Here is a 26,513-nt window from a genome sequence, read left to right as displayed (position 1 = left end):
GCCGGCCCGGCCGCGGCCTGACCGGCCCAGCGCCGCAACACAACTCCATCCCACCGCAGACGCCCCGCATCCGAGCCCCCACTCGGATGCGGGGCACCCGCCGTGGCCGAACACTGCAGCATCAGACACCGCGGCATCAGGCCCCGCAGCGTCAGAACTCGATGACGGCCTTGCCGCGCACCTGCTGGTCGAACTCCTTGTACGCGGTTTCGGCGTCCTCGATCTTCCAGCGGTCGGTGAACAGCGCGTCGACGTCGATGCCGTGCTGCGCAACGAAGCGGGCGCACTCGCCCATCCCGACGTGGGAGAACGTGTAGGAGCCGATGATCGAGATCTGCTTGATCACGATGTCGGGCGACACGTCGAGTTCGATGTTTCCGCCGAGGCCGACCAGGGCGATGCGGCCCCACGGGCCGAGGCACCGGGTGCCGGCGACGCGTGCGGACGGGGCGCCGGAACTCTCGATCGACACGGTCGCACCGCGGCCGCCGGTGATCTCCCGGATCGCCTCCACCGCATCGGTGGTGCTGGAGTCGACGATGTGGTGCGCACCGAGTTCCCCGGCCCGCGCGAGGCGGTCCGCGGCGATGTCGACGGCGATCACCTCGGCACCGAGGGCGGCGGCGAACTGGATCGCGGATTGGCCGATGGGTCCGAGCCCGAACACGGCGACCGTGTCCCGCCCGGTGACGTCCGCCCGCCGGAGTGCGCCGAAGGCAGTGCCTGTGCCGCAAGCGATTGCGGCGCCCGCCGAGAAGCTGATCTCTTCGGGCATGGGCACCAGGGTCTCCGCCGGGACCACCATGTAGGTGGCGTGACCGCCGTGCGCGGTGGCGCCGTAGATGGTGGCGCCGTGGGTGCACATCTGGGTCCAGCCGGTGCGGCAGAGGTCGCAGAATCCGCAGCCCTTGTAGTGGAACACCATGACGCGGTCACCGACCGTGAACGCACGCGGGTCCACGTTCGGCCCGATCTCGGCGACGACGCCGCACGGTTCGTGACCGGCGATGATCGCCGGATTCTCGCCGAGACCACGCGACGCGAAGTCCTTGAAACCGAGCGCTTTGAGCGCCGCCTCCGGTGGGTCACGGTAGAACTTCAGGTCGCTGCCGCACAGCCCCGACGCCTTGATTTCGACGACCACCTCACCCGGTCCCGGTGTGGGATCGGGGAAGTCGAGGACTTCGAGTTCGCGATTGCCGCGAAAGACTACGCCGCGCATCAGGAGGTCTCCATTCGGTCCATGGCCGGCACGGCGCTCATCGGGTGCCCGCCATCATGGTGGCGATGATCAAGACCGGTTCGCTGGTCCGGTTGCTCCAGATGTGCTTGATGCCGCGATTGACGACCGTGTCGCCCGGCTTCAGCAGGGTCTCACCGGTCTCGGTGACGGCCCACAGTTCACCGGTGAGGACGGTGACGACGTCGATCGTGTCAGTCAGGTGCCAGACGCCGCCGTCCTCGCTGGCGTCGCCGTCGTGCGAGTCGGCGCCGTGGAACGCGTCCAGCGACTCCTTGTAGCCCTCGGCGTCGAACTCCGAGTCCGGCGGGAAGCTGGCGAGGCGGACCACGAGGCCGTTCTTCGGCGGGTCGATGACGGGGTCGGCGCCCAGGGTCGACGGGGCCAGTACGTCGACGGGCAGACTGTCGAACTGCCAGACGTCCATGACGGTGAAGCCCGGCTGGGCGGTGCGGGTGGTGGTGTTGCCGTCCGAGATGAAGGTCGACTTACCGTCGGCGTCGAGGCCGGTCAGCACGACGCGGGCCTGGGCGTTGAGGTGTTCTCCGCTCATCGTTCACTCCTTGTGGTGGGGCTGGTGTGGGTGTCGTTCGGGGTCAGACGTGCAATAGGGTCGCGAAGTCGGACGCGGGCTGGTCGAGGTCGCCGCCCTGGATGGCCTGCAGCAGGGCTTCGCTGGACTCGGTGCCCATCGCGGTCACCGTCAGGTCCCGGAACTTCGCGTCCAGGTCCTGCTGCGACATCGGGTTCTCGGCGGTGCCTGTGGGGTTGTCGACGAACAGACTCTCGCTGGTGCCGTCGGTGTAGGTGACGGTGATGTCGCCGACCCAGCGACCGGGGTACGTGGTGTCCAGTTCCGGTTTCACTTCGATCTTCACCTTCTGGGCGAGGGCGGCGACGTCGCTGCCCTCGCCGAGGTCGAGGCGGCCGGCCATGTAAGCGTTGTGGGTCGAGAATCCGTTGCCCTTGCCGAGGATCGACAGTGCGAACTGGAACGGCAGGCTGTACTGCAGGTGCTCGATGATCTTCGGCGCGTAGGCGTTGGCGTTCTTGTTGCCGATCACCACGTCGCCGCCGGTCTGGATGCCCAGCAGCACCGAGTCGACGTCCGCGACGCGGGCCGAGAGTTGGCGGGCGCCGTCGATGTAGGCGTGGTTGATGCCGCAGCAGCAGTACGGCTTGATCCACACGCGTGTGATCTCGAACGTCTTGTCGAGGCCGAACGTGGCCGCGGCGTCGTCGGCGACCGGGCGTCCGACGAATGTGCGATAGAAGCCTTTCCCGCCGGTGAGGAACGTCGTCGGACCGGTGATGCCCGCGGCCGCCATCTCGGCGGCGCGGATCCCGTTGCGGGTGCCGATGCCGGAGTGGATGCGTTTGATCGAGCCACCGGACGACGTGTACTCGGTGGTGCCCGACGCGTGGCTGAGGGCGATGGCGAGGGCATGCACGGTCGTCTCGACGTCGAAGCCGCGCATCTTCGCGACGACGGCCGCCGCGCCGAAGTTCGACAGCAACCCGTGCGGGTGGAAGCCGCGTTCGAGCAGTTCGGGTGCGGCGAGGTTGCCGATGCGGGTGTACACCTCGTAACCGGCGACGATGCCGGTGATCACCTCGCGCATCGTGGCGCCGAGTTCCTCGCCGACCGCGAGTGCGGCGGAGACGACGGTGCTGCCCGGGTGCGACGAACTGGCGCGGTGGGCGTCGTCGTATTCGAAGCCGTGGCCGAAGGAGGCGTTGACGAATGCCGCGTCCGCGGCGCTCATCTCGTCGCCTGTCGCGGCGACGTGTGCTTTGCCCGGAACGTGCGCTGCGCGCGTCAGCTCGAGCAGTGCCTTGCTCCAGGGCAGCGACGCACTACCGACCTGGAGGGCGAGCTGGTCCTGCATCAGGCGTCGCGCACCGGCGAGCGCGTCGGCGGGGATGGAGTCGAAGGTCAGATCCGTGACGAGCCGGGCGGCAGCTTCTTCGACGGGAGGGATGTTGCCCATGTGTGTTGCCTTTCGGTAGATCTGGGTCAGGAGAGCGAACCGAGCAGGCCGCCCGGGATTCCGTAGGACTTGAGCTCGACGTAGGCGTCGAAGCCCTCGAGGCCCGCCTCGCGGCCGATGCCACTGTTCTTGAAGCCGCCCATCGGGGCGCTGAAGCCCGCCGGGTTTCCGTTGACTTCGATTGTGCCGGTGCGGATGTGACGTGCCACCGCCAGCGCGTGTTCGGGGTCGGCGGCGAACACCGATCCGTTGAGGCCGTACTCCGAGTTGTTGGCGATGTCGATCGCCTCGGCCTCGGTGTCGAACGTGTGCACCGTGAGAACCGGGCCGAAGATCTCCTCCTGCGCGATCTTCGCGGCAGGGTCGACGTCGGTGAAGATCGTGGGCTCGACGTACCAGCCGCGGTCGAGACCGTCGGGGCGTCCGCCGCCCACCAGCAGGGAGGCACCGGATCCCTTGGCGTCGTCGATGTAGCCCTCGACGCGGGACCGCTGATTGGCGCTGACCATCGGGCCGATCTCCGTGGCGGGGTCGAACGGGTCGCCGACGGGCATCGACTCGATGAGGTCCACCAGCCGGTCGTGGAGTTCGTCGCGCCGCGAGCGCGCCACCACGATCCGGGTCTTGTTGCTGCACACCTGACCGCTGTTGCGCAGCGAGACCGCGCGGATGGCGGCGACTGCGGCGTCGAGGTCGGCGTCGTCGAGCAGGACTGCGGCGGACTTGCCGCCGAGTTCGAGGGTCACGCGGCGCAGGTCCTGGCCGCAGAGCGAGGCGATCCGGCGGCCCGCGGCCGTCGATCCGGTGAAGGAGACCTTGTCGATGCCGCGGTGGCGCACGAGGTATTCGCTGGCCTCGCGCTGCGCGGGGACGATGTTCACGACGCCGGCGGGGAGGCCGATCTTGTCGAGGATGTCGGCGAGCAGGTACGCGTCGAGCGGGGTCTCGGGGGAGGGTTTGATGACCATGGTGCAGCCCGCCAGCAGCGCCGGGGCGAGTTTGATCATGGTGATGAGCAGCGGGGCGTTCCACGGCACGATGCCTGCGACGACCCCGACCGGTTCGCGAGTCACCAGCGCGCTGCCCGTTGCGGACGACCGGGTGTCGGTCCACGGGTAGGCGTGGGCGAGGTCCAGGAAGGAGTCCAGGAGCAGGCGCGGTCCGATGGACTGCATCTTCGTGGACAGGGTGATCGGGCATCCCATCTCGGCGCTGACGAGTCTGGCGGCGTCGGCCTCGCGCGCGGCGAGTTCCGCGCTGAGCTTCCGCAGGACCGCAATCCGCTCGTCGAGTGCCATCCGGGGCCAGGGCCCCTTGTCGAACGCCTCGCGTGCCGCGTTCACCGCCGCGTCGGTGTCTTCTTCGACGCCTTCCGGAACCTGCGCGACGAGCTCTTCGGTGGCCGGCGAGATCACGTCGAAGGTGCGCGCGGTGGCCGGCTGCACCCACCGTCCGCCGATGAACAGCTTGTCGTACTGTCCCTGCCAAATTTCTGTCTGCACACTCACGGTGCTGCTCCTTCTTTGGTCGATAAGGGGGTGGAAGTGGTCCGGATCGCAGGCGGGACCGAAGTGTCCGGCCCGGTGGGCGGAGTCTTCTGCTCGATATGTGAGCATGCACCATGCAAAGTATATAATGTTGCATAGCTCCAGGGAAGTGCCTTGCCGTGATCCACCCGACTGGGAGTTGCCTCGGTGGGGTACCCCGATCCGGTGGGGCTTGACCCCGGCGTGAACTATATATAATGTTTTGTTGAGACGAAGGCGAGGCAACATGCAGCACAAGCCGCTCGACGGTATTCGGATCCTCGAGATCGGGGGATACATCGCGCTCCCGTTCGGGACGTCGATGCTGTGCGCCCTCGGCGCCGAGGTGGTCAAAGTCGAGCGCCCGGTGGTCGGAGAAGATTTCCGGCGCCATCAGAACGACGCCAGCCCCTACTTCCGGCAGTACAACACCGGCAAGCGCAGTCTGTCGGTCGACCTGAAGTCGGAAGAGGGCGTCGCGCTGGTCAAGGCGCTGGTGCCGCACTTCGACGTGGTGCTCGAGAACCTGCGCCCGGGCAAGGTGGCCGCCATGGGGCTCGGCCCCGAGGACTGCCGCGCACTTCGACCCGACATCGTGTACGGGTCCGTCACCGGATTCGGCGCCGGTGGTCCGCTGGCAAACCGTCCCGCCTACGACACGATCGGCCACGCCTTCGGCGGTCTGTACTCGCTGTTCAGCGACGGCGACCACCCGCAGCTGGCCGGTGGCCTGAGCGCGGACCTCGTCACCGGTCTGAGCACCGCGACCGGTGTTCTCGCGGCCCTCGTCGGGCGGCTGAAGACGGGTCAGCCGCAGCGGATGGAGACGTCGATCATGGAGGCCGTCAGCGCACTGACCATCGACGGCATCACGCAGTCCTTCGAGCTCGGCAGCAACCCCGCCCGCACGAGCCGGCATCCGCAGGCGCAGAACTTCTGCGTCCCGACGTCGACCGGCGAGTACCTGGCCGTCCACCTGTCGTCCTCGCAGAAGTTCTGGCGGTCGCTGTGCCGCGCGATGGACCGCATGGACCTGGCCGAGGACCCCCGGTTCGCCGAGTACCGCCCGCGGGAGTCGAACTACTTCGAGCTGGTGCCGATCGTCGAGGCGGAGTTCGCCACGAAGTCGAAGGACCACTGGGAGAAGGTCCTCACCGAGGCCGACGTGCCGTTCGCACCGGTCCTGTCGATGACCGGTTACCTCGAGCACGAGCAGGTCGAGCACCTGGACCTGGTCGAGTGGCAACCCGACGGCCTGGCCCTGATCCGGCCGCCGTGGACGTTCGACGGCGAGCGCCCGGACCGCGGTGACCGTGCTCCCAAGGTCGGCGCCGACACCCGTTCGGTCGCGGGCGAGGTGCTCCCCGCCGAGAAGATCGACGAGCTGCTCGCGTCCGGCGTCCTCTACGCCGACGAGTCCTGACCCGCTACTTCCCATACCCGCTACTTCCCGTACTCACTGTTTCCCGTACTCACTACTGAGGAGAGTTCATGAATCCGTACCGTTCCATGCTGTTCGTGCCCGGTCACAAGCCTTCCTGGGCCGACAAGGGGCTGGCCTCCGGCGCCGACGCCCTGATCCTCGACCTGGAGGACTCGGTTCCCGTCGCGGACAAGGACGAGGCACGTGGCGTCACCGCCGCCACCATCGACCGTTTGCACGCCGAGGGTGTTCGCGCCGACGTGTGGGTGCGGCCCAATGCGTTCGTGACCGGGATCCAGGGCAGTGACCTCGAGGCGGTGATCCGGCCGGGGCTGACCGGTCTGTTCCTGCCCAAGGTCTTCGACGCCGAGGAACTCGTGCGGATCGACGCCGTGGTGTCGCACATCGAGGCCCGGCAGGGGCTCGAGGCGGGCAGCGTGGGACTCATCGTGAGCTACGAGACCGCGGTCTCGATGGCGCATTGCGAAGAGATCGCCGCAGCCACCCCGCGGATCTCCAGCCTGCTGGGCGCCACCGGTCCGAGCGCGGACGTGGGACGCGAACTGGGCTTCGAATTCACCCCGGCCGGCCTGGAGACGCTGTACCTGCGGAGTCGACTCGTCCTCGCCGCCCGCGCAGCGGGCCTGCACCATCCCGTCGCCGGCGTGTGGCAGGACATCAAGGACCTCGACGGTGCCCGTCAGTTCTGCCTGGACAACAAGCAGCTCGGCTACCGCGGCATGGTGTGCATCCACCCGTCGCACATCGCCATCGCCAACGACGTGTTCACGCCGTCCCCCGAGCAGGTCGACTTCTACCGCCGCATGATCGAGGCGTTCAAGGTGGCCGAGGCCGCCGGTAGCGCGGCCGTCGACTTCGAGGGCCAGCACATCGACATCGCCCATGTGAAGACCGCCGAGGGCATCATCGCGCAGGCCGAAGCCATCATGGCCCACGCCTGATCCGTCCCGCACCGATCGCGGCGAAGCCTCGCATCCGGCGGGATGCGAGGCTTCGCCCCGAGAATTGTCCACCTACTTGAGTGTCTGTCCGGCGTCGACCTTGAGTTCGAGGCCGGTCACATAGCGTGCCTCGTCCGACGCGAGGAATGCGACCGCGTTGGCGATGTCCTCGGGTTCCACCCACGGAACGTCCATGACGGGGATGGTGGCGAACCGGTCCGCCACGCTGTCGGGGGTGCGCTCCGCCTCGGGAATGTCGGGCGCGAACAGCGCGTACGTGGGCGCATTGTGGATCAGCTTCGTGTTGACCGATGTCGGCGCGACGCAGTTGACCCGGATCCCGAACGGGGCCAACTCCAGCGCCTGCGACTTCATCAGTCCGACGACGCCGTGCTTGGCGGCGACGTACGGCGACAAGTTCTGCATCCCCTTGATCGCCATGGTCGAACTGGTGAAGATCAGCGACCCGCCGGTTCCCTGGCGCTTGAGAATCGGGATCGCGGCCTTGGCGGTGTGCCACACGCCCTTGAGGACGACGTCCTGCGTGACCTGCCATTCGAGGTCGGAGACCTCCTCGCTGAGCCCGTACGACCAGATCCCCGCATTGGCGACGACGATGTCCAGCCGGCCCAGCTGCCGCACACCTTCGTCGAGCGCATGCTTCAGGGCGTCGTAGTCACGCACGTCGACCTGGGCGGTGACGACGTTGCGGCCCAGCGCCTTCACGCCCCGCTCGGTCTCTTCGAGGTCCGCCGGTGTCGACGGCGGAGCCACGTTGGTCTCGACGGGTGCGGCGACGTCGACGGCGATGATGTCGGCTCCGTCCCGTGCCAGGCGAAGCGCTTCCGCCCGCCCCTGACCGCGCGCCGCCCCCGTGACGAATGCGACCTTTCCTTCGAGTCTCGGCATCTGCCTGTCCCTTCTCGTGTCCTGAATGGGTTGTCGGTTGTTCAGTGCTTCGGCGGTGTCCCGAGGACCAGGCCGTAGGCGCGACGGCTCAGATCGCCGGACATGTCGACCGTGATGGATTTGTCCTGGGTGAACTCCGTGAGTGCGTCCGGGCCGAGCTCTCGACCGATCCCGCTCTGTTTGTAGCCGCCGAACGGGAGGTGCTGAGACATGTTGTGCCAGTCGTTGATCCACACCGATCCGGCCTCGAGTCGGTCGGCGACGTCCAGTGCGCGCTGGTTGTCCCGGCTCCAGACGCCGGCGGCCAGGCCGTATTCGGTGTCGTTCGCGATCTTGACGGCCTCGTCCACCGAGTCGTAGGCGATGATCGACAGCACCGGTCCGAAGATCTCTTCGCGCGCGATGCGCATGTCGTTGGTGACGCCGGTGAACACCGTCGGTTGAACCCAGAAGCCGCGGTCGAACTCGGGACCCGCAGGTGTTCCGCCGCCGTGGACGAGCCGGGCTCCTTCGGTCTTGCCGCTCTCGATGTAGCCGAGGATGCGTTCGCGCTGCGCCGCATTCATCACGGCGCCGACGTCGGTCGACGGATCCAGGGGGTCACCGATTTTCAGCGTTTCCAACCGCGCGACGAGACTGTCGACGAACTCGTCGTGAATCGAGGCCGGGAGGAGCAGCCGGGTGCCGGACTCGCAGGCCTGACCGGCGTGTAGAACGAACCCGTAGATGGTGCCGTCGACGGCGAGGTCGACGTCGGCGTCGTCGAGGACGAGGTTCGGTCCTTTGCCGCCGGGTTCCAACAGCACGCGCTTGATCGTCTCGGATGCGTTGGCCATCACCCGGCGGCCGGTGGCGGTCGAGCCGGTGAAGGACACGAGCCGCACATCGGGATGCTTGACAAGGTGCTCACCGACGGTCGGACCGTCGCCGATCACGACGTTGAGCACACCGTCGGGGAGGCCCGCGTCGCGCAGTATCGCCGCCAGTTCGAGGGCGAAACTCGGAGTCTTCTCGTCCACTTTCAGGACGACGCTGTTGCCGGCCGCCAACGCGGGGATCGACTTCCACACGGCGATGCTCGCCGGGAAGTTCCACGGACAGATTCCGGCGCACACTCCGACCGGTTCCTTCTTGACGAGCCCGCTGTGCAGTACCTGGCCGGTAATCGGTGCCGGCCGTACCCATTCGAACGTGCGGGTCAGCTCGGCGTAGTACTGCAGGTGCATCTGCGGAAATCCCACGGCGATCGCGAGCGCCGATCGGATCGGCATTCCGGTCTCGCGGGAGCTGATCGTCGCGATCTCCTCCATCCGGGCGGCGAGAGCGGTTGCGGCCCTATCCAGTACGGCGGCCCGCTCGACCGGCGGTGTCCGGCGCCAGGAACCCTCCTCGTACGCGCGTCGCGCGGCAGCGACCGCGGTATCGACGTGATCCGTCGTCGCCTTCGCCGCGGTCGCCGTGATGTCCTCGGTGGCCGGATTCACGATCTCGTAGCACTCCGCAGTGTCGACCCACCCGCCGTCGATGAACATCCGATAGTGCGGAATCCCGTTCTTCGTCACCGTGGGGCCTTCGTCTCGCATGCGCACACTCCGTTCTCGACTCCCGATCTGGTGGGTCCGAGATTTGCCCGGAGGCGACACGGGCGGAAGTAGCTTTCTCGGCCACCGAGAAGCAAAGAGTGAGGCCGGTCTCAGTTCGTCGCCGCTGCGATCCCGTTCACAACAATAGATATTGGTGATACACAATCACCGGCGGCTGACACCGCCCGAGCCGAGTCCGCCCGAGCCCCTGGGGATCCCAGGAGCTCGGGCGGATTTGATCGGGCCGGTGCTATCAGTTCTCGCCGGCGCGAGCTGCGAGGTTCTCCCGGAAGAACGGGGTCGCCTCCGCCACGGCGTGGTCGACGTACTTCGGCACGTCGTAGAAGTCCATGTGGGCGCCGCCGTCGACGACCACCAGCTTCTTGGGGCTGCGGACCCGGCTGTGCAGTTCGGTGGACATCCACAGCGAACCGGCTTCACTACCGGCGACGATCAGCAGCGGTGCCGTGAACAGGTCCTCGACCAGGTGGAACGCGTCGAACGTGAAGATCCGCGAGATGCTCTTGGTGAACAGCTGCTTGTTCTTCGCGTTCGGGTGCTGAGCGCGCGGGGTGAGGTAGTAGTCGTGCGCCTCGACCAGGTCGCGCGGAGTGCTCTCGTCCGGCTGTTCCGGAACGTACGGGATGTACGCCGGGTCGGCGCCCTGGGCCTCGGCGGTCCGCTGCTGCGCGACGGCCTGCAGTGTGGGCACCGCGGCCGCGTCGGAATCGGTTCCGTACCACCCGCGTCGGAACGAGGTGCCGATGTTCACGGCGCTGACGGTGGTGACGGCCTTGATCCGGTAGTCGGTCAGGGCCGCGTTCACGGCGTATCCACCGCCGGCGCAGACACCGAGAACACCGATCCGCTCGGCGTCCACGTAGTCCAGGCTCTGCAGGAAGTCGACGGCCGCGCGCACGTCCTCGACTCGCGCTGCCGGGTCCTCGAGGTGGTGGGGTTCGCCGCCGCTCTCACCCTGGAATGACGCGTCGTAGGCGAGTGCGACGAAGCCTTCCTCGGCCAGCTTCGCGGCGTACAGACCCGCGGTCTGCTCCTTCACACCGCCGCCGGGGTGCACGGTGACGACCGCCGCGTAGCTACTCTGCGGATCGAAGTTGTCGGGCAGAAACAGGTTGCCGGCCATGGCGATCGGGCCGTTGGGGAAGGTGATGCTGTCCATTACTGTGTCTCTTTCTGATGGGGTTGTGCTGTTTGGTCAGAGGTTGGTGTCGTAGAACGGGATCAGGGCGTCGAGGGCGACCTTGACGGGCTCGGGCTGGTCGTAGAGGTCGTAGTGGGAGAAGCCTTGGGCGACGACGAGTTGCTTCTTCTCGGAGCGGGCGCGGCGGTAGATTTCGAGGCCGTCGCGGTAGGAGCCGAAGGCGCCGGGCTTGTCGCCGACGACGACGCACAGCGGCTGGGTGAGGAGTACTTCGGCGTGGGTGAAGGCGTCCCACCCGTATCCCGCTGCCCGTCGTGAGATCAGGCTGCGGGTGGCGCCGTTCGGCTTCTCCCCGCGGGGTGTCTTGTAGTACTCGGTGGCCTCGACGACGTCGAGTCCCGCCCCGGCCGCCGCGTCCACGGTGGGCGGCAGCAGGTTCTCGACGTTCGGTTCGGCGCCGCGGGCCTCGGCGGTGCGCTGCGCGGCGATCGCGTCCAATGTCGCGATCGGGTCGTAGGCACTGAACGCCTCGTGCAGCAGGTGGCCGAAGTTGACGCCGACGACGCTGCCGACGACCTTGATGCGACGGTCGGTCTTCGCCGCGCTGATCGAGTATCCGCCGCCGCCGCAGATGCCGAGTACGCCGATGCGGTCGGCGTCGACGTAGGGGAGGGTGACGAGGTGGTCGACGACGTAGCCGAAGTCCTCGACTCGTTGCGCCGGGTCTTCGATGAATCGGGGTTCGCCGCCGCTGGCGCCCTGGTAGCTGGCGTCGAATGCGATGACGACGTAGCCGGCGTCGGCGAGGGCGGTGCCGTACACATTGCCGGACGTCTGCTCCTTGCAGCTGCCGATCGGGTGTGCGCTGATGATGGCCGGGTATTTGTTCGTGTTGTCGAATCCTGGCGGGAAGTAGATGTCTGCCGCGATGTCCCAGTACGGGGTCGTGATGCTGACGGTCTCGATCCTCTCTGTGGTCATGAACTGATTTCCCTTCGTCGTCCGCCGGAGCCCTACGGTCTGAATCTCACTGCGTCGTGGACGCTCAATGTCACTGCGTCGCGGACGCTCGATGTCACTGCGTCGTGGACGATGTCCTCGACCCGCACTCATCACTCTGCTGCGATCCGCGGGGCCGTACCAGAGGCCGGTTATCGGGGGTACCGGCAGCCTCTCCCACGGGCCGCCGGAGGTCCCTAGGCTGCAGGTATGGAGATCGCCAAGGAGATCAAGGACTTCCTGACGACCCGTCGCGCACGCATCACGCCCGACCAGGTGGGCCTGCCCGCCGGCGGCCGGCGTCGGGTCGCCGGGCTACGTCGCGAGGAGGTCGCACTGCTCGCCGGAGTGAGTGCGGAGTACTACGTACAGATCGAACGCGGCGGTGTGTCGGGTGTGTCCGACGAGGTGCTGGACGCCATCGCGACCGCGCTGCGACTCGACGACGAGGAGACGAAGCACCTGTTCACCCTCGTCCGCGCCGCGGCCACGAAGCCGCGCAGGCGTAAGCCCGCCAAGGCGCGCGTCGAGATGCCGGAGCCGGTCCAGGCGCTCGTCGATGCGATGATCACCGCTCCCGCCGTCGTGCAGAACGGTCACCTCGACATCGTCGGCGCCAATGCGCTCGGTCGCGCGCTGTACGCGGACGTGTACGACCGCGTGGACGGCGCGCCCAACCTGGCCCGGTTCATCTTCCTCGACCGCCGCGCCGACGAGACGTTCCCCGACTGGAACAACGCGGCCGACGACGCTGTCGCGATGCTGCGGGTGGAGGCGGCGCGGTCGCCGTATTCGGCGGCGGTCACCGGTCTCGTCGGCGAGCTCGCCACCCGCAGCGACGAGTTCCGCACTCGCTGGGCGGCACACGACATCAAGGCGCACCGGCGCGGAACGAAGCGGTTCCATCATCCGGTCGTCGGCGACCTGACGCTGCGTTTCGAGGCGCTCGAGGTGGCCGGCGCGACCGGCCTCACCCTGTACGGATTCACCGCGGCGCCGGATTCCTCCTCAGAGGAGGCTCTCCGCCTGCTGTCCAGCTGGATCGCCACCGACAGCTCGGCACATCAGCATTCATGACATTCGTGAAGCAGGGCAACGGCGAGTTCAGGATTCGCTCGGCGACGCGTCCCTGGTGAGGGTCACGGCCACCGCGAGAAGTATGAGGACCAGTGCGAGGACGACGGCGTAGGACGGCAGCCAGTACGCCGCGACGGCGGCCGATCCGAGCACGGCGGCGCCGACGGCGCGCGGAACCCAGCCGGTGTGGGTGGTGAGCCGGAAGTAGATTGCGTGCGAGAGCAGGTAGATCGCCGGACCCGCGAGCATCAGCACGCCGCCGACCCCCGCCCGGTCGTCGCCGGCGTGGGCGAGCACCAACTCGCTGCCCGCGGCGAACATGACGAGTCCGGTGACGACGCCGTAGATCACGTTGATCCCGATGTGCACGGATCGGATGGGGTTCTCGGTGGCGGCGATATGACTTTCCACGAGCTGTTCGGCGCGCCCGAAGTAGACGGCCCACAGGCAGACGAGCGCGACGAAGCACCCCGCCGCCAGCGCGAGCGTCAGTGCGTCGGGATGATGGGCGGCAATCACGCGTCCCAGGGTCAGGACCGTCTCGCCCAGCAGGATGATGAGGAACAGTCGCATCCGCTCGAGCATGTGCTCGGCGTCGAACGGAAGTTGCTGCGTCTGCGTGCGTCCGCCCGGCAGCGGGTGCGCGCTCCAGGTGCCGACGAGATCGACGAGCGCGGCCACCGCCCACAGCCACAGGCGCCATTCCGGGTCGAGTGCGGCGCCGGCCACCCAGAACGGCGCCGAGACCGCGAACCAGATCAGCACGTGCAGGAAGTGTGTGCGGAGTCTGGGCGTCGGGGCGGTGGCCGCCGCGTAGACGGCGGGGCCGATCAGTGCCAGCAGCATGGGAACGACGAAGAGCCAGGGACTTTCGTCGAAGGCGTGCCCGATGCCCGCGTTCATGAACAGGCCGAGGCCCATCACTGTGATCGTCACGGCCCGGGTGGCCGTGCGTTCGATGTCGAGGAGCGTGACCTCGAACGTGGTGAACGCCCAGACCCCGCACACCGCAACGAGTGCCACAAGGGTTTCGGCGGCGCCGTGCCAGGTCAGGTGGTCGACGAGATGGTGTGTGAGCTGACCGATCGCCAGCACGAACACCAGGTCGAAGAACAGCTCGAGCGGCGAGACCTCGCGGTGGGTGCTGCGTGCTTGCCTGACCATCTTGGATTCCTCCTCGGCGCCCGAATCCTATCCGGCGGCGTCGAGGCGGACGGTCGTTTCCGCGGCGGTCTTCGCGACCATCGGTTCCAGCGCGGCGGGCTGGCTGCGGTACTTGGCCTTGTACGCGGCCTCGACCGCGGCGTTCGTCGCGGGGTCGTTGGCCAGGTGCAGGGTCACGTCGGTCTCGACGCCGTCGGCGCTGATCCGGGCGGTGTTGTTCCGCATCGCGTTGCGGTACCAGCCGCCGTCCGGGCCGAACGCGGACCGGACGTAGAGGTCGTCGGCGACGCGCACGACCCAGATCGGTATCCAGCGGCGCAGGGAGCCGTCGCGCCGGTAGCTGCTGATGTGCACTTCCTCGGTGTGGCCGAGTGCGTCGAGTTGGTCGCTGTGCCATGCCATGTCGTCATCTCCTGTTGTCGGCGATCTCCGTGATCAGAGGCTAAGGCGGTTTCGGCGCGGGAAGGAGAGGCTGCTGATACCCCTGTAGCCAGGGTCTCCCACGAGACTGCGGCGGCCGGCAGGGTGAGGTGGGTCCGGCCTTGACAGAACCCGATCCACGGATAATGTATTATATTGTCACTTGAACTCACGGAGGCATGTCCATGCAGCACAAGCCGCTCGACGGGATCCGCATCCTGGAGATCGGGGGTTACATCGCCCTTCCGTTCGCCACGTCGATCCTGTGCGCTCTCGGCGCAGAGGTCGTGAAGGTGGAGAAGCCCGTCGTCGGGGAGGACTTCCGTCGCCACCAGAACGACGGCAGCCCCTACTTCCGCCAGTACAACACCGGAAAGCGGAGCCTGTCGATCGACCTCAAGCGTCCTGAAGGCGTCGCGCTGGTCAAGGCCCTCGTGCCGCACTTCGACGTGGTCCTCGAGAACCTGCGGCCAGGCAAGCTGGCGGCGCTGGGCCTCGGACCCGACGAGTGCCGCGCGCTGCGACCCGACCTCGTCTACGGGTCGGTGACCGGGTTCGGCTCGGGTGGTCCGCTGGCGAGCCGCCCCGCCTACGACACGATCGGGCACGCGTTCGGCGGTCTCTACTCCCTGTTCGGCGACGACGCCCGGCCCCAGCTGGCCGGCGGGCTCAGCGCGGACCTGATCACCGGACTGAGTACGGCCACCGGCGTCCTCGCGGCGCTCGTCGGACGGCTGCGCACCGGCTCGCCGCAACACGTGGAGACGTCGATCATGGAGGCCGTCAGCGTTCTGGCGACGGACGGGATCACGCAGTCCTTCGAATTGGGATACGACCCGAGCAGGCAGAGTAGGCATCCGCAGGCGCAGAACTTCTGCGTCAAGACCGCCACCGGCGAGTATCTGGCGGTCCACCTGTCGTCCTCGCAGAAATTCTGGCGCTCGCTGTGCACGGCGATGAACCGGATGGATCTCACCGAGGATCCCCGCTTCGCCGAGTACCGCCCCCGGGAGTCCAACTACCACGAGCTGGCCAAGATCGTCGAAGCCGAGTTCGAGCAGCAGTCGCTGCAGCACTGGGAGGATGCCCTCTCCGCTGCGGACGTGCCGTTCGCCCCGGTGCTGTCGATGACCGGATTCGTCGAGCACGAGCAGGTGGAATGGCTCGAACTGGTCGAACGGCAGCAGGACGGGCTGGCGCTCATCCGCCCGCCGTGGCGGTTCGCCGGCGAGCGCCCCGATCGGGCGGGCACCGCGCCGCGGGTCGGCGCCGACAGCCGCGACGTCGCCTCGGAGGTGTACTCCGCCGAGCAGATCGACGACCTGGTGCAGGCGGACGTTCTGTTCGTCGAACCCTGAGCCTGATCGGTGCCCCGACCCCGGACGCACATATTCCGTATTCGAACAACGATGGGTGAGTAATCGATGACTGCCGATGTATCGACCGAAGGGATCGCGGTGGGTCCCGTCGACGATGAGTCCGCCGTGCTGGAGAACCTGCTGGCGACACGGTGGAGTTGCCGCGCGTTCGAGCCGCGCGAGGTTCCGCGCCCGCTCATCGAGCGAATGTTCACGCTGGCGCAGCGGTCCGCGTCGTGGTGCAACACACAGCCCTGGCAGGTCATCGTGACCAGCGGTGCGGGAACCGAGCGATTCCGCGACGGTCTCGCGGAGTACGCGAGTGGGCACGGTGCCGCCTTCGAATTCGATCCGCCTGCGGAGTACCGCGGGGTCTACCGCGACCGGCGCCGGGCGAGCGGGTGGCAGCTGTATCAGGCCGTGGGAGTCGAACGCGGTGACCGCGCCGCGTCCGCACGCCAGTCGTTCGAGAACTTCCGACTGTTCGGCGCCCCGCACGTCGCGATCATCACGACCGACGCCGAGCAGGGCGTGTACGGCGCGGTGGATTCCGGGCTCTACCTCGGCACCCTCCTGCTCGCGGCGCGGAGCCTGGGGATCGCCACGATCCCGCAGGCCGCTCTGGCGAGCCAGTCTCCCTTCATCCGTGAGCATTTCGGTATCTCGGACGACCGCAAGATTCTGGTGGGGATTTCCTTCGGCTACGCCGACCTCGACCACCCGGCGAACAGCTACCGGACCGCACGCGCGACGCTCGACGAGGTCGTGAACTGGCAGGACCGGTAGCGCCCTATTCGGTTGCCGTGGAAGGTGTATCGGTCGCAGTCATGATCGCGAGCAGTCGCAGAGCCTGCTCGGACGGTGACTGCGGTTCCGCGGTGTACCCGACGAGAGACAGTCCGTCCGCGCCGGTGATGTCGAAGACGTTGTAGGTCAGCGACAGGTCGCCGACGTCCGGATGCCGGAACTGTTTGACGCCGTGCCGATGCGCCTTCACGTTGTGGGCGGCCCACCGGGTGCGGAATTCTTCGCTCCCAGTGGCGAGTTCGCCGACGAGTCCGGTGACGACAGTCGAGCGGGGTGAGTGTGCGGCCTCCACCCGCAGCAGGGCCACGGCGTCGTCGGCCGCGGTGTTCCACTCCGGGAACACGTCGTCGGCGTGCGGGTCGAAGAAGATGAACCGGACGAGGTTGGGCACTCCCGTCGCCCGCGCGAAGACCGGCGCGTACAGCGTGTGGCCGAGCGGATTGGCGGCGACGATGTCGAGGTGCCCGTTCAGCACGACCGCCGGCGAGTCGACCATGCCGTCGATCAGTGCCTGCACGCCGTCGGGGATCTTCCGGTCGGCCCGCCGCGGGGCCCGCGCGGCGCCCGTCGTGGTGCCGGCGGCCCGCACGAGGTCGAACAGGTGCGCCGCTTCTTCCTCGGTGAGCCGCAGTGCCCGGGCGACGGCGTGCAGCACGTCGTCGGAGACTCCGGCGACGTTCCCGCGTTCGATCTGGGTGTAGTACTCGATGCTGACACCGGCCAACTGGGCGACCTCTTCACGCCGCAGGCCCGGCACCCGACGTCGCCGGCCGGGCGGCAGGCCTACCTGCTCGGGAGTGATCTTCGCCCGCCGGGTCATCAAGAACTCTTTGAGGTCCTTGCCGATGTCCATGGATCCACAGTAGGAACATGGCCCGGGCGCCGGGAAGGGTCAGTTGCCCGGCGTCAGCGGCAGGAGCAGGGAGGCGACGACGTCGTCCACCTTGTCCAGGTACAGCACGTCGTGAATCATCGTGTCGACCACCTGCTCGTCCAGCGGATGCACCGAGTACGGCACGCACTTGCGGAACTTGTCGACGAAGTCCTGCTCGGCGAACGGGTTGTTCGGGTGCCCCTTGACGTAGACGTGTTCGGTGGTGATCGTGCGGCCGTCACGCAGCGTGGTGGTCAGGCGTGCGCCCCAGTCCGACACGGACGGGTCCTCGGCGGCGGAAATCCTCGACATCAGGTCCCGGACGTCCCGACGTTGCCGTGCCTCGTCCGTGTAGGACTGCACGAAGACACTCTTGTCGATCGCGGCGGTCGCGACGGCGTACGGGAGGCTGAACTGACATTCGGGGACCGTCCGCGGGTGCCACTTCACGTCGGTCGGCTCGCACACGGCGCGCCAGCCGGAGGTGGAGACGTCGATGTGGACGGTGGCGATGTCGTCGGGGCCGAAGCCGTGCGTGCGCATCTGATCCAGGATGCCGTCGATGGAGGAGTGCGAGAAGTAGCAGGCGCTGTACCCCTTGGTGGTGATGTTCGTCGTCTCCCAGCGCTCGCCCAGATCCCGGGTGAGTGGCTCGGGGTCCGTTTCCCAGCGCGCCGTGCGCAGGTATCCGTTGGGTCCCGTCAGCACCTCCCGGCGGGGGCCGGTGATGCCCTTTTCCGCGAGGAGGCAGGCGGTGATCGCCGATTGGCAGACGAGGCCGTGGTGCACCCGGACCATCAGGGTGGCCGGTGCGTAGATCGCCATCGTGTGAGGCTGGGTCATCGTGCGGGCGATGCCCTGGGCATTCTCGAGTAGTTCCTGGGAGAAGCCGAGGAGTGTGCCGACGGCGGCGACGGCGCCGAAGATGTAGTGGCCGCCGCAATCGTGGGACTTCACGGCGGTACTGATGACCTTGTAGGCCGAGCCCACCCGGATGAGGGTCTCCTGGCCGACGACCAGCGCCGTCAGAAATTCCTTCCCGGTGACGTCCGGCCGCAGCCCGGTGGCCGCGAGCAGGCTGGCCACGATGTATTCGCTGATGTGCCCTGCTTCTTCGTGAAGATCGCCGCAGTCCATCGCCCGGGGCATCGGGCCGATCGCCAGCGCCGCCTCGGCCGCGGGAACGCGGCCACCGTAGAACGGCAGGACCGACTGCGGTGCGCCGCCCTTGTCCTTGACCAGATCCACGATCGCCGGAATCCCGTCCATCCCGGAGCCGCCGATCATCACGGCCATGCAGTCCAGCAGGGTGTGCTTGGCATGCCGGACGACCTCGGCGGGGAGATCGTCGTAGTCGGTCTGCACCGCCATCCGGCACAGGGTGCTCATCGGATCTTCCGAGTCCTGGATCGCGAACTTCGTCATGTCGTCCCTCTTCCGCGTCGAGATGTCGCTGCCGGCAACGCAAGTCGGCGTCCCGGTTCATGTCAGAAGGTCGCGCATGTCTCGGCTCGGGGATAGGGGGATTCTCGCCTACCGAGAAGGCGAGTCCGGTCAGGGCACCTCGGTCGCGTGCCGGATCTGCTGCTTCAGCAACGTCAACCGCGGACCGTCGGCGGTGCGCGTCGCGCGGGAGATGCCGAGAGCGGTGGCGTGCAGCGCCGGCAGCAGGGTAGACGGCGCGTCGGCGCCGAACGCGGTCGTGACCGACAGCGCGCCGATCGCGGTGCCGTCGTCGGCGAGAATCGGCACGGCGACCGCCGTCGAGTCGGGAGAGATCCAGCGGCGGGCGACGACGTATCCGGTGCGGCGGGTCTCGTTCACGATCCGCACCAGTTCGGCCCGGTCGACGACGGTGTGCTCGGTGAAGCGGGTGATCTTGCCGGTAGCGAGGATGTGCTCCCGCACCTCCGGCGGAGAGAACGCCACCAGCACGATCCCCGGGGACGACGCCAGCGCGGGAAGCCGCACACCCGGCTGAGTCACGTTGGTGACACCCGGTTGCCGCGTCGACAGCGTTTCCAGGTTGAGGACGTCGTTGCGGTCGAGTACCGACAGCAGGGTGGGGGCCTGCACCGCCGACCGCAGGTCCTCCATGTACGGCAGGGCGACCTCCCGGAGCGTGAGCGCACTCGACGACCGCGCCACCACCTCCCACAGGCGTGTGCCGATGCGCAGCCTGCGGTCGGGGTCGCGTTCGAGGAAACCCACGTCGACGAGTTCGGCCACGATCCGATGCGCCGACGGCATCGGGATCGCGGTCCTCCGCGCGATCTCCGACGCCGTCAGTGAACCGCCTGCCCCCTTGAACGACTCGAGCACCTGCACGACCCGCTCGATCATCGATTCATTCCGCGGGGGCATCGGTCCTCCTCCATGGCACCTGCCTCAGGCGCTAGTCGAGGTTGATGTAGACGGCCTTCGGGTACAGATAGCCTTCCACGTGTTCTTTCGCTCCCTTCCAGCCGTACCCGCTCATCTTGGTGCCGCCGAATCCGATGGCCGGGTCGAGGACGCCGTAGCAGTTGACCCAGATCGTTCCGGCCTTGATGTTCTGCGAGACCTTGTGTGCTGTGGACAGGCTGCGGGTCCACACCCCGCCCGCCAGGCCGAACGGGGTGTCGTTCGCGAGCTGCAGTGCGTCGTCCATGTCGTCGAACGGGATGACCGAGGCGACGGGCCCGAAGATCTCTTCCCGGGCGATCGTCATGTCGTTCGACGCGCCGGAGAACACGGTCGGTTCGACGAAGAAGCCCGATGCCAGTTCGCCGCCGAGGCGCTTGCCGCCGCTCGCCAGGTGCGCGCCTTCGCCGCCACCGACGTCGATGTAGTGCATGACCCGCTCGAGCTGCCGCTCCGAAATCAGCGGACCCAACTGGGTATTCGGGTCGAGACCGTCTCCCACCCGGATGGTCTTGGTGAACTCCCGCATCCGTTCGACGAACTCGTCGTGGATCGAACGCTGCACGAAGATCCGTGTGCCGGCGACGCAGACCTGGCCGCTGTTGGTGAACACGCCCATCGCGGCGCCGGGCACCGCCTTGTCGAGATCGGCGTCGGCGAAGACGATGTCGGGCGACTTGCCACCCAACTCCAGTTGCAGACGTTTGAGGTTGCCGGCGGATGCGCGGACGATGGTCTGGGCGGTGCCGATCGATCCGGTGAATGCGATCCGGTCGACGTCCCGGTGTTCGGCCAGGGCCTGGCCCGCGTCGGCGCCGTACCCGGTCACGACGTTGATGACGCCGTCGGGCACGCCGGCTTCCATCATCAGTTCCGCCACCCGCAGCACCGAGAGGGAGGCGTCCTCGGCGGGTTTGAGGACGGCAGTGCACCCGGTGGCGAGTGCCGGGCCGAAGATCCACCACAGGCCGATCAGGGGCCCGTTCCACGGGATGATGCCGCCGACCACTCCGACGGGGGCGAGGGACTTGAGGGTGAGGAAATCCCCGGGCAGCGAATTCGGGGGTGTCGCCACGGTCGCGGCGTCGCATTGGGACGCGAAGAACTGCAGCACCTGCGAGGTCCACTCGGCGAGTCCGGTGGTCCGCTTCAGCGGCGCCCCCATGTCCAGCGTTTCGATCATCGCCAACTCGTCGAAGTTGTCGAGGATGATGTCGTGGATCTTCAAGATCAGCTTGCGGCGCTGATGCGGAGTCCAGCGACTCCATTCGCCCTCGAAGGCGCGGCGGGCGGCCGAGACGGCGAGGTCGACGTCCGTGGCGTCGCCGCCGGCGATGCGGCAGAGTACCTGTCCCGTCGCCGGATTGACGGTGTCGATCTGCCGGCCGGATGTGGCGTCGACCCACTTGCCGCCGATCAGATTCTTCTTCGATCCCTGTATGAAAGCGGGGACGGTGAGCGATGTTTCGTCTTGGGTGAGCAACTCGTTCTCCTCCTCCCGTCTCGGCGCCGGGCCGAGACAGTCGTGGTCGGCCGATGCGGCCGCGGGCTTCGTCGATGCGGTGACCTGTGCGGGTGTCAGAATTCGAAGACTCCCTTGCCGTCCGATTGCTTGTCGAACCACTGGTACGCCTCGACGGCCTGATCCAGCGACCAGCTGTGGGTGTAGAGGTCGTCGATGGGCAGCCCGTGCTCGACGATGAATTCGGCGCAGCGCCGCTGCTGGATCGTGGACATCGTCCAGGACGTCATGATCGTCCACTGCTTCTTGTACTGCTCCTCCGTCCGGAAGTGCACCTCGCCGGGGAGTCCGATGAAGCACGCCCGTCCCCACTTGCCGAGAATGCTCAGCGCGTCGGCGCCCGCCACTCCCGACGTCTCCAGGATCATCTCCACGCCCTTGCGGCCCGCGAGTTCGGAGATCGTCGCGGACAGGTCGACGTCGGCAGAGTTCACGATCTCGCTCGCGCCGAACTTCCGCGCGCGTTCGAGTCGCGAATCGTTGACATCCACCGCGATGACCCGGGCGCCGAGCGCCGAGGCGAGCAAGGTCCCGGACAGCCCGACCGGGCCCTGCCCGAACACGACCAGCGTTTTCCCGCCGACGTCGCCGAGCCGCATGAGACCGCCCCACGCCGTCCCGGTGCCGCAGCCGATCGCGGCGCCCGCCTTGTAGCTGAGGCCGTCGGGGAGCGGCAGCAGAGTCCGGGCCGGCACGACCGCGTACGGTGCGTGACCGCCGTGGGTGGTGATGCTCATCGTCTGGGCGTTCCCGCGGTCGCACATCTGCGGCCATCCGGAGCGGCACTGCTCGCACACGTCGCAACCCCAGTAGTGGTGGATCATGACGCGGTCGCCGACGGACGCCGTGTCGGGCGACACCCCCTCTCCGACCGCGTGTACGTCACCGCAGGGTTCGTGCCCCTGGATGGTGTCGGCGCTCCCGCCGAAGGACACCGCGCCCCGGTAGAAATGGAGGTCGCTGCCGCACATTCCGGACGCCCGCATCCGCACCACGACCTCGCCCGGCCCCGGTTGCGGTGCCGGGAAGTCCTTGAGAACGACGCTGCCATCCCCCGGAAAAGTGATTCCCTGCATTATCGACCTTCTTCCTCGTTGCGGAGCGCCGCGGTGGCCTGCACGTCGATGCGCAGGCCTTCGGGATCGGACTGCGGATCGCCGATCACGACGACGCCGTAGTCGCGGGCGGCACCGGCGATGCTGACGTATTCGTTGCGCACGTCGGCGAGCACGCGTTCGGGGTCGCGGGCGAACGGGTCGCCCCAGCCGCCGCCGCCGTTGGTCAGGCACCGCAGGATCGACCCGGTCTTGGTCTGCCACACTTGCTGACTGGCGAAATAGTGGTACTCGCCGTCGACCGGGTCCAGTGCCTTCGTCTCGGGGTCGAGCACCCCGGCGACGGGGACGCTGTCCGCGTAGACGTCTTGTGTGGTGCCCAGCATGCCCGGACCGTCCGCGCCGTCACGCGGCGGGAAGATCCAGATGGCGCCGTTCGGACCGGGTTCGCCGCCGTTCGCGCCGACTCCACTCGGGACCTTGGTGCGGAACGGCGACAGGTAGTGGCTGCCCTCGCTCAGCCAGAGCGTGTCCTTGAGGTTCGCGGCACCACCGCGGAACGTGCCGGGACCGCCGGTGTCGATCGCGTGTTCCTTGCGCAGCATGACAACCGGGGAGTCGTGCTCGATCGTCTCGGTGGCGGGGTCGAGGTTGTTGAGGAAGAACAGGACGGTGTAGCTGTCGCCGTCGCCTTCCTTCGTGGCCCCCCACGGCCCGTGCTCGCCGCCGCACTGGGTGGCGCTCGTCCACGGGGTTCCGTCGGCGGTCACGCCGGACGCGTTGTGGGTGTTGGTGGAACCGTAGTCGCCCGCGACACCCTTCTCGCCGAGGGCCGGGTTGAGTGCGTCGAAGACGGCGGAGACGACGGCGCCCGACGCTTCCCAGAACATCATGATCCCGCCGTCGGGCGGCAGGGACGACACCAGCGTGCCCGGCGGGGTGGCGAGGTCGATGTTGCGCCAGGTGCCCGAGGTGAACGGCACCTCGGGGTCCAACAGCATCGTCAACGCCACGCCGACAGCGGTTTTGGCGTCGAGCACCCCGCAGTTGATGCACGTACGGGCCTGCGGCGAGGTGCCGGACAGGTCGACCTCGATGTCCTGGCCGTGCTTGCGCAGCGTCACCTGCACCGTGTAGTCGACGCTGTCGTCGAGGCCATCCGCGTCGATCAGCGAAGAACCGGTGTATTCGCCGTCCGGCACGAGTGCGATGGCGTCGCGCATGCGCTCGGCCGACGTGTCGCAGGCGTACGTCAACGTTCCCAGATAGGCGTCCAGACCGTAGCGTTCGATGTTCTCGAGCACGAGTCGCTCGCCGAGTGCGAGTTGCTGGTAGATGCTCTTGAAGTCGGGCAGCAGCATGCCGCCCCACCGGGTGTTGTCGAAGATCAGGCTGAACGTCGACCGCACCGGTTCGTCCTTGGACCACAACAGCATCGGCGGAATGACGAGACCGTTCTCGTACACGTTCGCCTTCGTGGCCGAGAATCCTCCGGGCACGGTGCCGCCCATGTCGAGTTGGTGGGCGCGCATGTTCACGAACGAGACGATTTTGTCGTCGACGAACACCGGGCGGATGAAGCACACGTCGTTGACATGGGTTCCGCCGCGATACGGGTCGTTGCAGATGAGCACGTCACCGGGGGACAGGTTCTCGGGCCCGTACTCTTCGACGACGTTCCGCACGGCGTCGCCGAGTGTGCCGAGGAAGACCACGAGGCTGTTGCTGACCACGGCCATCGGATAGTTGTGATCGGGCGGACCGCTGATGGTGCACGCGAAGTCGTACCAGTCGCGGATGATCGGCGAGAACGCCTCGCGCATGAAACCGGTGGACATGTGCTCCACGGTGTACCGCAGCCGGTTGAGGATCACGGCCGCGGTGAAGCGGTCGCAGCCGTAGGCGTCGGTGAACGAGGAGTCGGAGATGTCGCGCAGGCGAGTCGTTTCTGCGCCCGCAGAGGCGGGTGTCGCTTCGAGAGTGGTCATGGGATTCACTTCCTCCGGATGATCAGTTCGCCGTAGCGGCCGACGGTGGCGCGCTGCCCGGCTCCGATGTGCGTCGTCGAGAGTCCTTCGTCGACGATGGCCGGCCCTTCCAGAACATCGCCGGCGCACAGGGTGTCGCGATCGTAGACGTCGGCCCGCTGTGTGCCCTCGCCGTCGGCGTCGATGTCGCCGAGGTAGCGCAGTACCGTCGTCCGGACCGGCTGAAGGGGTTCGTCGCCGCGCTGCGGAGCTTCGGGGTAGTCGACCTTCGGGGTGTCGAGGACCGCCCGCACCCGGAATGTCACGCCCTCGACGGGCATCGCCTCGAACCGGTTGCCCGACCGGTTCTCGTACGTGTCGTGGAACGACTGGACGATGGTGGTGATCGCGTCGGCGTCGATGGTGCCGTCGGGAACCGGCACGAACGGTGTCTCCCAGCTCTGCCCGGCGAGGTGGGCGTCCATGCTGCGGTGGAACGTCACGCCGGTGCCCTCGTCGAGCCCCTCGCGCAGTTGCGATTCCATCTCGCCGAACAGCGCGTCGATGGTCGGCGCCGCGTCGGGGGTGAGGATCATGTACGCGCTGCGGTTGGCGGTGAACACCTGGTCGGCGGACAGCAGACCCAGTGCGGAGAACAGGCCGGGATACGGTGGCACGATCACCTGCTTGCAGTGCACCGTGTCGAGCACCGCGGGCAACAGCATCGGGCCGGCCGCGCCGAACGCGACGAGGCTGTAGTCGCGAGGGTCCACACCGTTCTTGATCGCGACGTTGAACACGCCCTCCGCCATGTTGTTGACGGCCATTTCGTAGGCGTAGCGGACCTTCTGCGCCAGCGTGAACTCCGAATCGAGGTCCTCGAAGGCCTGCCGGGACAGCGCCGGATCGAGGTCCACCGCGCCACCGGCGAACCGGGTGGGATCGATGATGCCGATCATCAGGCACGTGTCGGTGGTGGTCGGCTGGGTGCCGCCGCGCCCGTAACAGGCCGGCCCGGGGGAGGATCCGGCGCTGTCCGGGCCCACCTGGATCTCGCCCGCGGGGCCGATCGCGACGATGCTGCCGCCGCCGGCGCCGATGCTGGAGATGTCGTTCGCCAGGGCGTTCACGACGAGGTCGTGCTCGAGTTCGAAGCTGGTGTTGACGAACGGTTCACCCGCCGTGACGACACTGATGTCGATGGACGTGCCGCCGACGTCCGCGCAGAGCAGGTTGTTCTCGCCGATCAGCCCGCCGAAGTGAGCACATCCGACGGTGCCGGCAGCCGGCCCGGAGAAGACGATGCGGAACGGCAGTTCCATCGCGCGTCCGGACGGGACGAGGGTGGCGGCGCAGTCGGCGAAGTTGAGTTCCCCGCTGAAGCCGAGGTCCGCGAGGCCCTTCTCCAATTTGGCGGTGTAGTCGGTGTAGATGATCTTCATCAGCGTGTCGATCACGGTGGTCGAGGCCCGTGCGTACTCCTTGGCAAGCGGGGAGACGTCGCTGGAGATCGAGCAGGGCACGTCGCCGAGGACCTCGCGGACCAGTTCGCGCAGCCGGACCTCGTGCGCCGGGTTCACATACGCGTTGATCAGACAGATCGCGACACCGGTGACGCCGCAGCGCCGGAGCACGTCCAGTTCGGCGCGGGCCTGCGTTTCGTCCAGTTCGAAGAGCACGCCGCCGTCGGCCGTGATCCGCTCGTGGATGCCGCGCCGCAGGTAGCGTTGGACCAGCGGCCGGGAGGCGTCACCGAAGCTGCGACGCCAGCGCGAGTCCAGGATGGCGTGCGCCGGGCGCCACACCCGTCCCATGTCGAGGATGTCGCGATGACCCTCGGTGGTGAGGAAACCGATCTTGGGCAACCGCCGGGTGATCACCGCGTTCAGGCCGTGCGTGCTCGCGTGGTTGAACACGCTCGCGTCCTCGACGCCGAGTGCCGCGGCGCCCTCGAGGACCGGCCCGAACACCTCGGCGTAGTCGGTGGTGACCTTCGCGGTCTGGATCTTGCCGTCGCGCAGGGCGACTACGTCGGTGAATGTTCCGCCGACATCGACTGCAATCATCGTGG

22 protein-coding genes are annotated in these 26,513 nt (G+C 67.6%); 5 read left to right on the top strand and 17 right to left on the bottom strand.

The features are described 5' to 3' along the window. Positions 1-151: 151 nt before the first annotated feature. Genes P3H15_RS20780 through P3H15_RS20765 form a run of 4 tightly spaced genes read right to left on the bottom strand, consistent with a single transcriptional unit; the run spans position 152 to position 4,739 of the window. Complete coding sequence (locus tag P3H15_RS20780; protein ID WP_276138997.1) at positions 152-1,222, bottom strand: zinc-binding dehydrogenase; 1,071 nt, start codon at positions 1,220-1,222, stop codon at positions 152-154. Between the two features lie 37 nt (positions 1,223-1,259). Further along, on the bottom strand, positions 1,260-1,793 hold the full coding sequence (locus P3H15_RS20775) for a cupin domain-containing protein (protein ID WP_276138996.1): 534 nt from the start codon (positions 1,791-1,793) through the stop codon (positions 1,260-1,262). 43 nt (positions 1,794-1,836) lie between these two features. Then, positions 1,837-3,231, bottom strand: coding sequence for an MmgE/PrpD family protein (locus P3H15_RS20770; RefSeq protein WP_276138995.1), 1,395 nt, complete (start codon positions 3,229-3,231; stop codon positions 1,837-1,839). Between the two features lie 26 nt (positions 3,232-3,257). Then, the gene (locus tag P3H15_RS20765) at positions 3,258-4,739 is read right to left on the bottom strand and encodes an aldehyde dehydrogenase (protein WP_276138994.1); all 1,482 of its coding nucleotides are present in this window, start codon (positions 4,737-4,739) and stop codon (positions 3,258-3,260) included. A 265-nt stretch (positions 4,740-5,004) separates the two neighbouring features. On the opposite strand from P3H15_RS20765, the gene P3H15_RS20760 reads away from it, so the two are divergent. Then, a complete protein-coding gene (locus P3H15_RS20760; protein WP_276138993.1) occupies positions 5,005-6,180 on the top strand; it encodes a CaiB/BaiF CoA-transferase family protein in 1,176 nt (391 codons plus the stop codon). Positions 6,181-6,248: 68 nt separating this feature from the next. Next, positions 6,249-7,142 (top strand): CoA ester lyase, encoded by an 894-nt coding sequence (locus tag P3H15_RS20755; protein WP_276138992.1) that lies wholly within the window; start codon positions 6,249-6,251, stop codon positions 7,140-7,142. Between the two features lie 72 nt (positions 7,143-7,214). On the opposite strand, the gene P3H15_RS20750 is transcribed toward P3H15_RS20755, so the two are convergent. From P3H15_RS20750 to P3H15_RS20735, 4 genes are all read right to left on the bottom strand, one after another. Beyond that, complete coding sequence (locus tag P3H15_RS20750; RefSeq protein WP_276138991.1) at positions 7,215-8,051, bottom strand: mycofactocin-coupled SDR family oxidoreductase; 837 nt, start codon at positions 8,049-8,051, stop codon at positions 7,215-7,217. Between the two features lie 41 nt (positions 8,052-8,092). After that, entirely contained in the window at positions 8,093-9,634 is a 1,542-nt protein-coding gene (locus tag P3H15_RS20745) for an aldehyde dehydrogenase (protein WP_276138990.1), read from the bottom strand. Positions 9,635-9,887: 253 nt separating this feature from the next. Beyond that, on the bottom strand, positions 9,888-10,814 hold the full coding sequence (locus P3H15_RS20740; protein ID WP_276138989.1) for an alpha/beta hydrolase: 927 nt from the start codon (positions 10,812-10,814) through the stop codon (positions 9,888-9,890). Positions 10,815-10,850: 36 nt separating this feature from the next. Continuing rightward, positions 10,851-11,777 (bottom strand): alpha/beta hydrolase, encoded by a 927-nt coding sequence (locus P3H15_RS20735; protein WP_276138988.1) that lies wholly within the window; start codon positions 11,775-11,777, stop codon positions 10,851-10,853. A gap of 228 nt (positions 11,778-12,005) precedes the next feature. Here P3H15_RS20735 and P3H15_RS20730 point away from each other — a divergent pair, with 228 nt between their 5' ends. Further along, positions 12,006-12,872: a helix-turn-helix domain-containing protein gene (locus P3H15_RS20730; RefSeq protein ID WP_276138987.1), complete on the top strand. Its 867-nt coding sequence runs from the start codon at positions 12,006-12,008 to the stop codon at positions 12,870-12,872. Positions 12,873-12,899: 27 nt separating this feature from the next. Here P3H15_RS20730 and P3H15_RS20725 read toward each other — a convergent pair whose 3' ends face one another. Together P3H15_RS20725 and P3H15_RS20720 are read right to left on the bottom strand one after the other, a co-directional pair. After that, complete coding sequence (locus P3H15_RS20725) at positions 12,900-14,036, bottom strand: low temperature requirement protein A (protein WP_276138986.1); 1,137 nt, start codon at positions 14,034-14,036, stop codon at positions 12,900-12,902. Between the two features lie 27 nt (positions 14,037-14,063). Further along, complete coding sequence (locus tag P3H15_RS20720) at positions 14,064-14,438, bottom strand: DUF2255 family protein (RefSeq protein ID WP_276138985.1); 375 nt, start codon at positions 14,436-14,438, stop codon at positions 14,064-14,066. 197 nt (positions 14,439-14,635) lie between these two features. Here P3H15_RS20720 and P3H15_RS20715 point away from each other — a divergent pair, with 197 nt between their 5' ends. Both P3H15_RS20715 and P3H15_RS20710 read left to right on the top strand, forming a co-directional pair. Further along, on the top strand, positions 14,636-15,814 hold the full coding sequence (locus P3H15_RS20715; protein WP_276138984.1) for a CaiB/BaiF CoA-transferase family protein: 1,179 nt from the start codon (positions 14,636-14,638) through the stop codon (positions 15,812-15,814). 66 nt (positions 15,815-15,880) lie between these two features. Continuing rightward, entirely contained in the window at positions 15,881-16,600 is a 720-nt protein-coding gene (locus P3H15_RS20710; RefSeq protein ID WP_276138983.1) for a nitroreductase, read from the top strand. A gap of 4 nt (positions 16,601-16,604) precedes the next feature. Here the strand turns inward: P3H15_RS20710 and P3H15_RS20705 are convergent, their stop codons facing one another. From P3H15_RS20705 to P3H15_RS20675, 7 genes are all read right to left on the bottom strand, one after another. Next, on the bottom strand, positions 16,605-17,474 hold the full coding sequence (locus P3H15_RS20705; protein WP_276138982.1) for a helix-turn-helix transcriptional regulator: 870 nt from the start codon (positions 17,472-17,474) through the stop codon (positions 16,605-16,607). A gap of 39 nt (positions 17,475-17,513) precedes the next feature. Next, positions 17,514-18,920, bottom strand: a complete 1,407-nt coding sequence (locus P3H15_RS20700; RefSeq protein ID WP_276138981.1) for an MmgE/PrpD family protein — start codon at positions 18,918-18,920, stop codon at positions 17,514-17,516. Positions 18,921-19,049: 129 nt separating this feature from the next. Further along, complete coding sequence (locus P3H15_RS20695; RefSeq protein WP_276138980.1) at positions 19,050-19,859, bottom strand: IclR family transcriptional regulator; 810 nt, start codon at positions 19,857-19,859, stop codon at positions 19,050-19,052. Between the two features lie 31 nt (positions 19,860-19,890). Then, positions 19,891-21,381, bottom strand: a complete 1,491-nt coding sequence (locus P3H15_RS20690) for an aldehyde dehydrogenase (protein WP_276138979.1) — start codon at positions 21,379-21,381, stop codon at positions 19,891-19,893. Between the two features lie 95 nt (positions 21,382-21,476). Further along, positions 21,477-22,496, bottom strand: a complete 1,020-nt coding sequence (locus P3H15_RS20685) for a zinc-binding dehydrogenase (protein WP_276138978.1) — start codon at positions 22,494-22,496, stop codon at positions 21,477-21,479. Beyond that, the gene (locus P3H15_RS20680) at positions 22,496-24,463 is read right to left on the bottom strand and encodes a hydantoinase B/oxoprolinase family protein (protein WP_276138977.1); all 1,968 of its coding nucleotides are present in this window, start codon (positions 24,461-24,463) and stop codon (positions 22,496-22,498) included. Before P3H15_RS20680 ends, P3H15_RS20685 begins: the two co-directional genes overlap by 1 nt. Positions 24,464-24,468: 5 nt before the next feature. Next, positions 24,469-26,508: a hydantoinase/oxoprolinase family protein gene (locus tag P3H15_RS20675; protein WP_276138976.1), complete on the bottom strand. Its 2,040-nt coding sequence runs from the start codon at positions 26,506-26,508 to the stop codon at positions 24,469-24,471. Positions 26,509-26,513: the final 5 nt, after the last annotated feature.

Source organism: Rhodococcus sp. T2V, assembly GCF_029269925.1.
Lineage (GTDB): Bacteria > Actinomycetota > Actinomycetes > Mycobacteriales > Mycobacteriaceae > Rhodococcus_F > Rhodococcus_F koreensis.
The sequence above is the reverse complement of the archived record's forward strand: the minus strand, read 5'-3'. Positions and strand labels throughout refer to the sequence as shown.

Coding starts and splice junctions, on each gene's coding strand:
- P3H15_RS20780 (WP_276138997.1), bottom strand. CDS start 1,222: ATGCGCGGCGTAGTCTTTCGCGGCAATCGCGAACTCGAAGTCCTCGAC.
- P3H15_RS20775 (WP_276138996.1), bottom strand. CDS start 1,793: ATGAGCGGAGAACACCTCAACGCCCAGGCCCGCGTCGTGCTGACCGGC.
- P3H15_RS20770 (WP_276138995.1), bottom strand. CDS start 3,231: ATGGGCAACATCCCTCCCGTCGAAGAAGCTGCCGCCCGGCTCGTCACG.
- P3H15_RS20760 (WP_276138993.1), top strand. CDS start 5,005: ATGCAGCACAAGCCGCTCGACGGTATTCGGATCCTCGAGATCGGGGGA.
- P3H15_RS20755 (WP_276138992.1), top strand. CDS start 6,249: ATGAATCCGTACCGTTCCATGCTGTTCGTGCCCGGTCACAAGCCTTCC.
- P3H15_RS20750 (WP_276138991.1), bottom strand. CDS start 8,051: ATGCCGAGACTCGAAGGAAAGGTCGCATTCGTCACGGGGGCGGCGCGC.
- P3H15_RS20745 (WP_276138990.1), bottom strand. CDS start 9,634: ATGCGAGACGAAGGCCCCACGGTGACGAAGAACGGGATTCCGCACTAT.
- P3H15_RS20740 (WP_276138989.1), bottom strand. CDS start 10,814: ATGGACAGCATCACCTTCCCCAACGGCCCGATCGCCATGGCCGGCAAC.
- P3H15_RS20735 (WP_276138988.1), bottom strand. CDS start 11,777: ATGACCACAGAGAGGATCGAGACCGTCAGCATCACGACCCCGTACTGG.
- P3H15_RS20730 (WP_276138987.1), top strand. CDS start 12,006: ATGGAGATCGCCAAGGAGATCAAGGACTTCCTGACGACCCGTCGCGCA.
- P3H15_RS20725 (WP_276138986.1), bottom strand. CDS start 14,036: ATGGTCAGGCAAGCACGCAGCACCCACCGCGAGGTCTCGCCGCTCGAG.
- P3H15_RS20720 (WP_276138985.1), bottom strand. CDS start 14,438: ATGGCATGGCACAGCGACCAACTCGACGCACTCGGCCACACCGAGGAA.
- P3H15_RS20715 (WP_276138984.1), top strand. CDS start 14,636: ATGTCCATGCAGCACAAGCCGCTCGACGGGATCCGCATCCTGGAGATC.
- P3H15_RS20710 (WP_276138983.1), top strand. CDS start 15,881: ATGACTGCCGATGTATCGACCGAAGGGATCGCGGTGGGTCCCGTCGAC.
- P3H15_RS20705 (WP_276138982.1), bottom strand. CDS start 17,474: ATGGACATCGGCAAGGACCTCAAAGAGTTCTTGATGACCCGGCGGGCG.
- P3H15_RS20700 (WP_276138981.1), bottom strand. CDS start 18,920: ATGACGAAGTTCGCGATCCAGGACTCGGAAGATCCGATGAGCACCCTG.
- P3H15_RS20695 (WP_276138980.1), bottom strand. CDS start 19,859: ATGCCCCCGCGGAATGAATCGATGATCGAGCGGGTCGTGCAGGTGCTC.
- P3H15_RS20685 (WP_276138978.1), bottom strand. CDS start 22,496: ATGCAGGGAATCACTTTTCCGGGGGATGGCAGCGTCGTTCTCAAGGAC.
- P3H15_RS20680 (WP_276138977.1), bottom strand. CDS start 24,463: ATGACCACTCTCGAAGCGACACCCGCCTCTGCGGGCGCAGAAACGACT.
- P3H15_RS20675 (WP_276138976.1), bottom strand. CDS start 26,508: ATGATTGCAGTCGATGTCGGCGGAACATTCACCGACGTAGTCGCCCTG.